Below are 11,292 nucleotides of genomic sequence, written 5' to 3'. Positions count from 1 at the left end.
AAGAATATTCGACTCCTGCCTAAGATGCGCTCACACCGCACGCGCCGCCCATCCGGGACGGCCCGGCGAAGCCCACCAAGGAGCCCAGATCATGAGCGCAACCCTCCGTAGCCTGGAAGGCCAGGACGAAGCCAACATCCTGCGTGAAGTGCAGAGCGCCCTGCGCGGTCTGCGTTTCGGCGCCGTCGAGATCACCGTGCACAACGGCCAGGTGGTGCAGATCGAGCGCAAGGAGAAGTTCCGCCTGCAGCAGCCCGCCAGCCGCCAGAGCTGACCCCCGGGGCCCACGCGCCCCACCGCGACGCCCCCGATAAGAACACGCCAACAAGCACAACACTGAAGATTCGTATCCAGGAGCTGCACATGTCCATCCGCCGTTTCGCCCTGGCCGCCCTGGCCAGTGCCTTGATCGCCGGCCCCGCGGCCGCGGCCACCCAACTGCTGAACGTCTCCTACGACCCGACCCGCGAGCTGTACCAGGCCTACAACGCGGCCTTCATCAAGCACTGGAAGGCCCAGGGCGGCGACGACCTGACCGTGCAGCAATCCCACGGCGGTTCCGGCAAGCAGGCCCGCGCGGTCATCGACGGCCTGAAGGCCGACGTGGTGACCCTGGCCCTGGCCGGCGACATCGACGAACTGCACAAGCTCGGCAACCTGCTGCCGGCCGACTGGCAGGCGCGCCTGCCGGACAACAGCACCCCCTATACCTCGACCATCGTGTTCCTGGTGCGCAAGGGCAACCCCAAGGGCATCAAGGACTGGGGCGACCTGACCAAGCAGGGCGTGGAAGTCATCACCCCGAACCCGAAGACCTCCGGCGGCGCGCGCTGGAACTTCCTGGCAGCCTGGGCCTGGGCGAAGAAGCAGTACGGTAGCGACGACAAGGCCCAGGACTACGTCAAGGACCTGTACAAGCACGTGCCCGTGCTGGACACCGGCGCCCGCGGCTCGACCATCACCTTCGTCAACAACAACATCGGCGACGTGCTGCTGGCCTGGGAGAACGAAGCCTTCCTGGCCAAGAAGGAACAGGGCGGCGAGAACTTCGAAATCGTCGTACCCTCGCTGTCCATCCTGGCCGAGCCGCCGGTGGCGGTGGTCGACAAGACCGTCGACAAGAAGGGCACCCGCAAGGTCGCCGAGGAATACCTGAAGTACCTGTACAGCGAGGAAGGCCAGCGCATCGCCGCGCAGAACTTCTACCGCCCGCGCAACGCCAAGGTCGCCGCCGAGTTCGCCAACCAGTTCCCGAAACTGGACCTGGTGACCATCGACAAGGACTTCGGCGGCTGGAAGGTCGCGCAGCCCAAGTTCTTCAACGACGGCGGCATCTTCGACAAAATCTACCAGGCGCAGTGAATACGGGCTGGAAGCTGGAAGCGCGAAGCTGGAAGTCGACCTCGGCACCGCTTTCAGCTTCAGGCTTCCAGCTTCCGGCTTTCAGCTAACGAGGTTTCAATGTCACGACGCATCTCCCCGGTCATACCCGGCTTCGGGCTGACTCTGGGCTACACCCTGGTGTATCTCAGCCTGTTGGTGCTGATTCCGCTGGGGGCCCTGTTCCTCAAGACCACCGAGCTCAGCTGGGAACAGTTCTGGACCATCATCACCGCCCCGCGCGTGTTCGCCGCGCTCAAGCTGAGCTTCGGCACCGCGCTGATCGCCGCGCTGATCAACGGCGTGATCGGCACCCTGCTGGCCTGGGTGCTGGTGCGCTACCGGTTCCCCGGGCGCAAGGTCATCGACGCCATGATCGACCTGCCCTTCGCCCTGCCCACCGCCGTGGCCGGCATCGCCCTGACCGCGCTCTACGCCCCCAACGGCATGATCGGCCGCTTCGCCACCGAGCTGGGCTTCAAGATCGCCTACACCCCGCTGGGCATCACCCTGGCGCTGACCTTCGTGGTCCTGCCCTTCGTGGTGCGCACGGTGCAGCCGGTGCTGGCGGACATCCCCCGCGAGGTCGAGGAAGCCGCCGCCTGCCTGGGCGCCAAGCCGCTGCAGGTGTTCCGCCACGTGCTGCTGCCGGCGCTGCTGCCGGCCTGGCTGACCGGCTTCGCCCTGGCCTTCGCCCGCGGCGTCGGCGAGTACGGCTCGGTGATCTTCATCGCCGGCAACATGCCGATGAAGACCGAGATCCTGCCGCTGCTGATCATGGTCAAGCTGGACCAGTACGACTATACCGGCGCCACCGCCATCGGCGTGCTGATGCTGGTGGTGGCCTTCGTCCTGCTGCTGCTGATCAACCTGCTGCAACGCCGCATCGAGACCCCCTGAGGAGCACGCCATGAGTTCCGCAACGCTTTCCACCGCACAAGCGGCGAACGCCGTCCGGCGTGGCAACCCCTGGGGCCGCCGGGCGCTCATCGGCCTGGCCTGGCTGGCCTTCGCCCTGTTCCTGCTGATGCCGCTGTTCGTGGTCCTGAGCGAGGCGCTGAAGCAGGGCTTCGGCACCTTCCTCGAGGCCATCGTCGAGCCCGACGCCCTGGCCGCGCTGAAGCTCACGCTGATCGCCGTGGGCATCTCGGTGCCGCTGAACCTGGTGTTCGGCGTGGCCGCCGCCTGGTGCGTGACCAAGTTCGAGTTCCCCGGCAAGAGCATCCTGGTGACGCTGATCGACCTGCCGTTCTCGGTCTCGCCGGTGATCGCCGGCCTGATCTACGTGCTGCTGTTCGGCGCCCAGGGCTACTTCGGGCCGTGGCTCAGCGACCACGACATCCAGATCGTCTTCGCCGTGCCCGGCATCGTCCTGGCCACCATTTTCGTCACCTTCCCCTTCGTCGCCCGCGAACTGATCCCGCTGATGCAGGAACAGGGCACCCAGGAGGAAGAGGCCGCGCGCCTGCTCGGCGCCAACGGCTGGCAGATGTTCTGGCACGTGACCCTGCCGAACATCAAATGGGGCCTGATCTACGGCGTGGTGCTGTGCACCGCGCGGGCGATGGGCGAGTTCGGCGCGGTGTCGGTGGTTTCCGGGCACATCCGCGGCGTCACCAACACCCTGCCGCTGCACGTCGAGATCCTCTACAACGAATACAATCACGTCGCCGCTTTCAGCGTCGCCACCCTGCTGCTGCTGATGGCCCTGGTCATCCTGCTGCTCAAGCAATGGAGCGAGTCGCGCCTGTCCCGATTGAAAGTCAAAGCTGACGAGGAATAAGCCATGAGTATCGAAATCCGTAACGTCAGCAAGAACTTCAACGCCTTCAAGGCGCTCGACGACATCAACCTGGACATCCACAGCGGCGAGCTGGTGGCCCTGCTCGGCCCCTCCGGCTGCGGCAAGACCACCCTGCTGCGGATCATCGCCGGCCTGGAGACGCCGGACGCCGGCAACATCGTGTTCCACGGCGAGGACGTCTCGCAGCACGACGTGCGCGACCGCAACGTCGGCTTCGTGTTCCAGCACTACGCGCTGTTCCGCCACATGACGGTGTTCGACAACGTCGCCTTCGGCCTGCGCATGAAGGCCAAGAAGGAGCGCCCGAGCGAAACCCGCATCGCCGAGAAGGTCCACGAGCTGCTGAACATGGTGCAGCTGGACTGGCTCGCCGACCGCTACCCGGAACAGCTCTCCGGCGGCCAGCGCCAGCGCATCGCCCTGGCCCGCGCGCTGGCGGTGGAGCCGAAGATCCTGCTGCTGGACGAACCCTTCGGCGCCCTCGACGCCAAGGTGCGCAAGGAGCTGCGCCGCTGGCTGGCGCGCCTGCACGAGGAGATCAACCTCACCAGCGTGTTCGTCACCCACGACCAGGAAGAGGCGATGGAAGTCGCCGACCGCATCGTGGTGATGAACAAGGGCGTGATCGAGCAGATCGGCTCGCCGGGCGAGGTCTACGAGAACCCGGCCAGCGACTTCGTCTACCACTTCCTCGGCGACTCCAACCGCCTGCACCTGGGCAACGACGAGCACCTGCTGTTCCGTCCGCACGAAGTCTCGCTGTCGCGCCAGGAAGTCGAGGAACACCGCGCCGCCGAGGTTCGCGACATCCGCCCGCTGGGCGCGATCACCCGGGTGACGCTGAAGGTCGACGGCCAGGACGAGCTGATCGAGGCCGAGGTGGTCAAGGACCACGACAGCCTGGTCGGCCTGGCGCGCGGCGAGACGCTGTACTTCAAGCCCAAGGCATACCAGCAGGTGGCCAATATCTGAGTCGCCATCCGTTGAAGAAGAACCCCGCCGCGGCGGGGTTCTTCGTTTGCGGGTATCCTGCCCCGCTCCACCGCCAAGGCAAGGCCCGCCCATGTTCGACTCGCTGCCCGCGCACCTGGACCTGATCGTCCTCACCTTCCTCCTCGCCGGCCTGGTCAAGGGCGTGGTCGGCCTCGGCCTGCCGACGGTGGCGGTCGGCCTGCTCGGGCTGCTGATGCCGCCGATGCACGCGGCGGCCATTCTGGTGGTGCCCTCCACCGTCACCAACGTCTGGCAACTGGTCGCCGGGCCGCGCTTCCTCGGGCTGCTCAGGCGGATGTGGGGCATGCTCGCCGGCATCGTCGCCGGCACCCTGGCCGTGGGCTGGTGGCTGGGCGGCGAACACTGGGCGGCGGCCACGCCGCTGCTGGGCGTGGCGCTGGTCCTCTATGCGCTGCTCGGGCTGTCGGCGAAGCGCTTCCAGGTGGCGCCGGCACACGAGGCCTGGCTGTCGCCGCTGATCGGCCTGGCCACCGGCGCCGTCACGGCGGTCACCGGCGTCTTCGTGATCCCCGCGGTGCCTTACCTGCAGGCGCTGGGCCTGGAGAAGGACGACCTGGTGCAGGCCCTCGGGCTGTCCTTCACCGTCTCCACCCTGGCCCTGGCGCTCACCCTCGGGCAGCAGGGCTCGCTGTTGCATGCATCGGTGCTGGGAGTGTCGTTGCTGGCGCTGCTGCCGGCGTTGGCGGGGATGTACCTGGGGCAGTGGCTGCGCAACCGCATCAGCCCGACGGCCTTTCGCCGGTGCTTCTTCGGGGGGTTGTTGTTGCTTGGTGCGGACCTGGCCCTGCGGGGGCTCTGAGGCCCTGGGGCTCTGGGGGCTTTTCGTAGGAGCGAGCTTGCTCGCAAATGGTGCCTCCCGGAAACATCGATACCAACCTGAACACCGCCCCTCTCCCCAACCCTCTCCCTGAAGGGAGAGGGGGCCGTTCGGCGTGCTCTGCTGTTTCAGCTCTCCCTGATGCTACGCATAAAGCCCGATACCTCCATGAGGCACGGCCTTCGCGCCGGCACGGACTAGCTCCCTCTCCCTTCAGGGAGAGGGCTGGGGAGAGGGAGCGGGCTCAAATTCAGCACCCAAGCAACCGGCGAACACCATTCACGAGCAAGCTCGCTCCTACGAAGAAACCTCATCCTCCAACCACCGCAGCCTTGATTCCCAGCGGCTCCAGGGCTGACCTGGGCGCTGGCCATGGCCTCGGTGTATCAGCGCCAGGGAAGCACTGTCGTAGGAACAACTGTCCTGCAAGCCGCGCCGGGGTGCTCTTCGTAGGATGGGTTGAGCTTGCGAAACCCATGCGGTTGCGCTGATGGGTATCGCTTCGCTCAACGCCATCCTACGGGTCTTGTGCTTGCCAGAAGGCGTAGGAGCGGACTCCGTCCGCGATTCGCGCACAAGGCACATCCCTACAAGGCCAATGCATCCAACCGCCGCAGCAGAAACGCTTTACTCGACTCGATAATCGCCCGCTGCGTCTCCTCGCTGGCCGTCATCCGCGCCAGCAGCAACGCCCCCACGCACTGGCTGAGCATCGCCCAGGCATCCTCCGCATTCCCCAACTCCTCCGCCCAGGCCTGCTGCAGCCCGAGCATCGCCGCCTCCACCGTGCCGCGCACCTGCTCGTCGGCGCGGGCGATGTCCGCGCCCAGGGCGGGAATGGCGCAGCCGCCGTCGACGTTCTGCACGTGGGCCAGCGTCAGGTAACGCTGCAGGCAGCGCTCCAGGCGCTCACGGCCGTGGCTGTCGCCGGCCTTGCCCAGGCGCTCGGCGCTGCGCGTCAGTTCGCGTTCGACGATGGCGGCGAACAGCGCATCCTTGGACGGGAAATGGTTGTAGAAGGCCCCGCCGCTCAGTCCCACCGCCTTCATCAGCGCGTCCACGCCGACGCTGGCGAAGCCTTCGCGCTTGGCGATGGCGCCGCTGCTCTCCAGCAGGCGCTGGCGGGTTTCTTCCTTGTGGCTGGCTGAGTAGCGCATGGCGTGGGCTCCGGAAACGGCTTGACGGCTGCCGGAAGCATAACATAACGTTCGTTTACCAAACGATCGTTTACCCATAACGAACAGAGGAAACGAACATGAGCGCTGCCTCCCCCAACGAGAAGAAAGTGGTGCTGGTGATCGGCGCCGGGGACGCCACCGGCGGCGCCATCGCCCGCCGCTTTGCCCGCGAGGGCTACGTCGCCTGCGTCACCCGGCGCTCGGCGGACAAGCTGCAACCGCTGGTCGACGCCATCCGCGCCGAGGGCGGCGAGGCCTACGGCTTCGCCTCGGACGCGCGCAAGGAAGAGCAGGTGGCGGAACTGGTGGAGACCATCGAACGCGACATCGGCCCCATCGAGGCCTTCGTCTTCAACATCGGCGCCAACGTGCCCTGCAGCATCCTCGACGAGACCGCGCGCAAGTACTTCAAGATCTGGGAAATGGCCTGCTTCTCCGGCTTCCTCACCGGCCAGGCGGTGGCCCGGCGCATGGTCGCGCGCCAGCGTGGCACCCTGCTGTTCACCGGCGCCACCGCCGGCCTGCGCGGCGCCGCCGGGTTCGCCGCCTTCGCCGGGGCCAAGCACGGCATCCGCGCGCTGGCCCAGAGCATGGCCCGCGAGCTGGGGCCCATGGGCCTGCACGTGGCCCACGTGGTGGTGGATGGCGCCATCGACACCGAGTTCATCCGCGACAACTTCCCGGAGAAGTACGCGCAGAAAGCCCAGGACGGCATCCTCGATCCCGAGCACATCGCCGACAACTACTGGTACCTGCACAGCCAGCCGCGCGACGCCTGGACCTTCGAGCTGGACCTGCGGCCCTGGATGGAACGCTGGTAATCCACAACGACAACAAAGAGGGATCACCCATGAGCAAAAGCGTCGAGTTCTACTTCGACTTCGGCAGCCCCACCTCCTACCTGGCCTACACCCAACTGCCGGGCATCTGCGCCGCGGCCGGAGCCGAGCTGGTCTACCGCCCGGTGCTGCTGGGCGGGGTGTTCCAGGCCACCGGCAACGTCTCGCCCATCGCCGTCCCGGCCAAGGGCCGCTACACCCTGATCGACATGCAGCGCTTCGCCCGCCGCTACGGCGTGCCGCTGAAGATGAACCCGCACTTCCCGATCAACACCCTGCTGCTGATGCGCGCCGCCACCGGCGTGCAGCTGCGCCAGCCGGAACGCTTCGAGGCGCTGTTGGCCTGCGTGTTCAAGGGCATGTGGGTGGACGCCCTGAACCTGGGCGACGCGGCGGTGCTGGGCCCGCTGCTGGCCGAGGCCAGCTTCGATCCACAGGCGCTGCTGGCGCTGGCGGCGGACCAGGAAGTGAAGGACGCGCTCAAGGCCAACACCGAGGCGGCCATCAAGCGCGGCATGTTCGGCGCGCCGACCCTGTTCGTCGGCGACCAGATGTTCTTCGGCCAGGACCGCCTGGACTTCGTCCGCGAGGCGCTGGCCTGAGGCGAAGGGCGGCCCCGCAAGGCCGCCCCTCGGGCCTCACAGGGTATGCAGCGCGGCGGAGCGGCGCAGGCCGAAGAACTCCAGCTCCGCCAGCACCCCGACCACCAGCGCCTGGCCGATGACGAAGGCGCAGCCCAGCACGGTCGGCTGCACCCAGCCGCTGAGCAGCAGGAACAGGCTTTCCAGCACCCACAGCAGGTTGGCGGCGATCACCGCCCAGACGCCGGTGCGCGACAGCAGTTCGCTATTGGCCATCCAGGCCAGCACCAGGGCGAAGGGCAGCAGCACGATGCCGGCCACCATCAGCAGTACGGCGGGCAGGCCGAACAGCTCGCTCAGCGGGTTGGCGGCCAGCGCCAGCAGCAGGCCGGTGGCGCCGCCGGCGAGGGCGTCGAGTTGCAGGGAACGGCGGAGCAGCGGGGACGGTTGCAGCAGAGTCATGGCGAATCCTCCTGAACGAAGCGCCGCCGGTCCGCGGCGCCTGGCCGAAGAATCCGCCGCAACGGGCACAGCGTCGATTACCTGCCAGGTAATGGCCGGGCCCCGGACGGAGGTCTATCGTTCGTTCCCATGGACAGCCAAACCCTCCCCGTCGGCGCCCTGCTGCGCCAGTGGCGCCAGCGCCGCCGCCTCAGCCAGCTCGACCTGGCCTGCGACGCGGACATCTCCACGCGCCACCTGAGCTTCGTCGAGACCGGCCGCGCCCTGCCCAGCCGCGAGATGCTCCTGCACCTGGCCGAACAGCTGGACATCCCGCTGCGCGAGCGCAACCGCCTGCTCGGCGCCGCCGGCTACGCGCCTGTGTATTCCGAGCGGGCGCTGGACGACCCGGCGCTGACCGTGGCGCGGCAGGCCATCGACCAGTTGCTCAAGGCCCACGAACCGAACCCGGCGATGGTGGTGGACCGCCACTGGAACCTGCTGGCCTCCAACCACGCGGTGAGCGTCTTCCTCATCGGCGTGGCCCCCGAGCTGCTCGCCGCGCCCTGCAACGTGCTGCGCATGAGCCTGCACCCGCGCGGCCTGGCGCCGAACATTCTCAACCTGGGGCCATGGAAGGCGCACGTGATGGCGCGCCTGCAGCGGGACATCGACGCCAGCGGCGACCCGCAGTTGCAGGCCCTGCGCGACGAACTGGCGCTCTACCCGGCGCCGCCCCACGAAGAGCAGGCCAGCGGCGACATGGTGCTGATACCGGTGCAACTGAACACCGAGCTGGGCGTGCTCAGCCTGATCGGCACCATCACGGTGTTCGGCACGCCGGTGGACGTGACGCTCTCGGAACTGGCGCTGGAAACCTTCTTCCCCGCCGATGCGCGCAGCGCGGAAATCCTGCGCCGGCTCACCGGCGCGGGCTAGGGGAGATCAGGCAGCCGCCTTGCGCTCGCGGATGCAGGTCGGCCCGGCGCGCTCTTCCACGGCATGGCGCACCTCGTCGCGCAGGCCGAGCAGGAAGGCCGCCTCGGCGGCGACGAACAGCGGGCCGACCACCAGCCCCACCAGGTCGTCGACGAAGGCCGGCTTGCGCCCCTCGTACCAGTGGCCGACGAACTGGATGACCCAGCCCACTACGAACAGGCCGATGCCCCAGGCCAGCCAGTTGGCGGTGGAACCCGCGGCGAGCACCGCGCCGGCCCACAACGACAGCGCCAGGAGCACGCCCATGAGCACGCCGAAGCGCAGGTCCAGACGCAGGTAGAACGCCAGCGCGGCCAGCGCCAGCAGGGTCGCCGGGGCCAGCAGCAGGCCGCCGGCCTCAAGACCCGGGCGCGACAGCAGCACGGCGATGGACAGGACGATCATCGGGATGCCGATGAAGTGGCTGAGGATGTTGCGCCGGTCGCGGTGGTAGGCCGCGTACTGCGCCAGGTGGTCGACGAGTGTTTTCATTGTTCTGTCGTTCTCGGGCAAGGTGCTGGCATCATGGCCGGGACTGCCGTACCACTCTGTCAACTAGCCGACAAAGCCCATGCCCGACACCGCCGACAGCCTGCAACGCATCGCCTCCGGCCGCTGGTTCCAGCACCTGCCCGCCGAACTGCGCGAAGCCCTCGGCCAGGCCGCCATCGTCCGCCGCCTGCCCGCCGGGCAGCGCCTGTTCGCCCGCGGCGACGCCCCCTGCGGGCTGTATTGCGTGGTCGAAGGCAGGATGCGCGTCGGCGCGGTGGGCGCCAGCGGCAAGGAGGCGCTGCTGGCCCTGGTGGAGGCGCCCAACTGGTTCGGCGAGATCTGCCTGTTCGACGGCCAGCCGCGCACCCACGACGCCTACGCCGAAGGCCCCACCACCCTGCTGCAGGTGCCGCTGCCGGCGCTGCATGCGCTGCTCGCCGAAAAGCCGCAGTACTGGCGCGACTTCGCCCTGCTGATGAGCCACAAGCTGCGCCTGGCCTTCACCGTGCTGGAGGAACAGGCCCTGCTGCCGGCCGCCCAGCGCCTGGCGCGGCGCCTGCTGATGCTGGCCGCCAGCTACGGCGAGGCGCAGGCCAGCCAGCGCGAGCTGCACCTGCCCCAAGAACAGCTGGCGGCCATGCTCGGGCTGTCGCGGCAGACCACCAACCACCTGCTCAAGGAGCTGGAAGCCCGCGGCGTGCTGCGCCTGAGCTATGCCGGCATCGAGATCCTCGACGCCCACGGCCTGCGTCTGGCCGCGGGCGAGGAAGCATGATGGCGTCGGCGAATCACTCTTTCGATCGGTTGCAACGGCCGGCGCAGGCGCTAGCCTTTGCTGGCCCGGAGCATCGGGCGGGGCGCCAGGGGGAGCGCGCCCCGGTACGGTGACCCCTCGCAGGTAACCGGCCGGCCAGGCAAGGCCGGCGCCGTTCGCGAAACCACCCACGCCCGCCAAGGCGTGGCCAGGCGGCCAACAAGAACAACAGGGAAACTCCCGCCATGAACCGCAAATACCTCCTGCAGTACCTGTTCGTCTGTATTCTCACCCTCCTCGCCCTGCCCGCCCGGGCCAACCTGCCCAGCGACGAGCAACAGCTGCAGGCCATGCAGGTCGACGCCTGCCGGGCCCTGGGCAGCCTGATGCTGTTGCGCGGCGAAGGCTTCCAGGAGAACCACGCCAACCAGCTGAAGGCCGACCTGGCCGCCCTGGACGCGGCGGTGAAAAGCTACGCCAAGGCCGACGAAGGCCTGCGCAAGGCCCACCAGGCGCTGCTCGCGCAGATCCAGGCCGGCACCACCTACGGCCCCAAGGAGGAGGACCTGCCCTGGACCTACCTGCCGGACCTGAGCCGCGCCCTGCGCGACTTCCTCGGCCAGGTCGAGCGCTTCGTGCCGCCGTCCGCGGCCGACGAGCTGCCGCTGTGGCAGGTGCCGGTGCGCATCGAATACCTTTCCGTGCAGTACCTGGCGCGTTCCTACCTGGGCGTGCTGGAGATCGCCCGCGAGGCGCCGCAGAGCTACCTCGGCCAGGACGAGAAGACGCTGCTGCCGCTGATCAGCCGCAGCCTCTCGCGCCTGCCGCCGGGCGCGGCGAGCGGCAAGCTGCAGATGCGCTGGAACTACCTGGAAACCGCCCTGGGCGACATGAACAGCAAGAGCAACGCCCTGGTCAGCGCCTCCGGCCGGCCCTGGGCGCCGATCATCGTCGAACGCCACGCCCGCGAGCTGGCCGGCCAGCTCATGCAGCTCAGCCAGGCGCAGTGAGGCG

14 protein-coding genes are annotated in these 11,292 nt (G+C 68.2%); 11 read left to right on the top strand and 3 right to left on the bottom strand.

Going from position 1 to position 11,292, the window contains the following annotated elements; translation table 11 throughout:
* Positions 1-91 precede the first annotated feature (91 nt).
* From oscA to FG99_RS06225, 6 genes are all read left to right on the top strand, one after another.
* On the top strand, positions 92-274 hold the full coding sequence (gene oscA / locus FG99_RS06250) for a sulfur starvation response protein OscA (RefSeq protein WP_009614015.1): 183 nt from the start codon (positions 92-94) through the stop codon (positions 272-274).
* Positions 275-363: 89 nt separating this feature from the next.
* Entirely contained in the window at positions 364-1,362 is a 999-nt protein-coding gene (locus tag FG99_RS06245) for a sulfate ABC transporter substrate-binding protein (RefSeq protein ID WP_043268206.1), read from the top strand.
* A gap of 99 nt (positions 1,363-1,461) precedes the next feature.
* Positions 1,462-2,280 carry a sulfate ABC transporter permease subunit CysT gene (cysT, locus tag FG99_RS06240; protein ID WP_043268205.1) on the top strand — a complete coding sequence of 273 codons (819 nt, stop codon included), beginning with the start codon at positions 1,462-1,464 and terminating at the stop codon, positions 2,278-2,280.
* A gap of 10 nt (positions 2,281-2,290) precedes the next feature.
* Positions 2,291-3,163 carry a sulfate ABC transporter permease subunit CysW gene (gene cysW / locus FG99_RS06235; protein ID WP_043268203.1) on the top strand — a complete coding sequence of 291 codons (873 nt, stop codon included), beginning with the start codon at positions 2,291-2,293 and terminating at the stop codon, positions 3,161-3,163.
* 3 nt (positions 3,164-3,166) lie between these two features.
* Positions 3,167-4,156, top strand: a complete 990-nt coding sequence (locus FG99_RS06230; RefSeq protein ID WP_043268201.1) for a sulfate/molybdate ABC transporter ATP-binding protein — start codon at positions 3,167-3,169, stop codon at positions 4,154-4,156.
* Positions 4,157-4,247: 91 nt separating this feature from the next.
* Positions 4,248-4,997: a sulfite exporter TauE/SafE family protein gene (locus FG99_RS06225; protein ID WP_043268199.1), complete on the top strand. Its 750-nt coding sequence runs from the start codon at positions 4,248-4,250 to the stop codon at positions 4,995-4,997.
* Positions 4,998-5,602: 605 nt separating this feature from the next.
* On the opposite strand, the gene FG99_RS06220 is transcribed toward FG99_RS06225, so the two are convergent.
* On the bottom strand, positions 5,603-6,172 hold the full coding sequence (locus FG99_RS06220) for a TetR/AcrR family transcriptional regulator (protein WP_043268197.1): 570 nt from the start codon (positions 6,170-6,172) through the stop codon (positions 5,603-5,605).
* Positions 6,173-6,270: 98 nt separating this feature from the next.
* Here FG99_RS06220 and FG99_RS06215 point away from each other — a divergent pair, with 98 nt between their 5' ends.
* Both FG99_RS06215 and FG99_RS06210 read left to right on the top strand, forming a co-directional pair.
* Complete coding sequence (locus tag FG99_RS06215; protein WP_043268195.1) at positions 6,271-7,014, top strand: SDR family oxidoreductase; 744 nt, start codon at positions 6,271-6,273, stop codon at positions 7,012-7,014.
* Positions 7,015-7,043: 29 nt separating this feature from the next.
* Positions 7,044-7,634, top strand: a complete 591-nt coding sequence (locus FG99_RS06210) for a 2-hydroxychromene-2-carboxylate isomerase (RefSeq protein ID WP_043268193.1) — start codon at positions 7,044-7,046, stop codon at positions 7,632-7,634.
* Between the two features lie 36 nt (positions 7,635-7,670).
* Here the strand turns inward: FG99_RS06210 and FG99_RS06205 are convergent, their stop codons facing one another.
* Positions 7,671-8,075 (bottom strand): hypothetical protein, encoded by a 405-nt coding sequence (locus tag FG99_RS06205; RefSeq protein WP_043268191.1) that lies wholly within the window; start codon positions 8,073-8,075, stop codon positions 7,671-7,673.
* A gap of 129 nt (positions 8,076-8,204) precedes the next feature.
* On the opposite strand from FG99_RS06205, the gene FG99_RS06200 reads away from it, so the two are divergent.
* The gene (locus FG99_RS06200) at positions 8,205-8,993 is read left to right on the top strand and encodes an MmyB family transcriptional regulator (protein WP_043268189.1); all 789 of its coding nucleotides are present in this window, start codon (positions 8,205-8,207) and stop codon (positions 8,991-8,993) included.
* Positions 8,994-8,999: 6 nt separating this feature from the next.
* On the opposite strand, the gene FG99_RS06195 is transcribed toward FG99_RS06200, so the two are convergent.
* Positions 9,000-9,524, bottom strand: coding sequence for an Mpo1 family 2-hydroxy fatty acid dioxygenase (locus FG99_RS06195; RefSeq protein ID WP_043268188.1), 525 nt, complete (start codon positions 9,522-9,524; stop codon positions 9,000-9,002).
* A 79-nt stretch (positions 9,525-9,603) separates the two neighbouring features.
* On the opposite strand from FG99_RS06195, the gene FG99_RS06190 reads away from it, so the two are divergent.
* Positions 9,604-10,299 carry a Crp/Fnr family transcriptional regulator gene (locus tag FG99_RS06190; RefSeq protein ID WP_043268186.1) on the top strand — a complete coding sequence of 232 codons (696 nt, stop codon included), beginning with the start codon at positions 9,604-9,606 and terminating at the stop codon, positions 10,297-10,299.
* Between the two features lie 224 nt (positions 10,300-10,523).
* Positions 10,524-11,288, top strand: coding sequence for a hypothetical protein (locus FG99_RS06185; protein WP_043268184.1), 765 nt, complete (start codon positions 10,524-10,526; stop codon positions 11,286-11,288).
* Positions 11,289-11,292 lie beyond the last annotated feature (4 nt).

This window comes from Pseudomonas sp. AAC (assembly GCF_000725445.1).
Lineage (GTDB): Bacteria > Pseudomonadota > Gammaproteobacteria > Pseudomonadales > Pseudomonadaceae > Pseudomonas > Pseudomonas citronellolis.
This window is presented reverse-complemented; position numbering and strand designations above follow the sequence as displayed.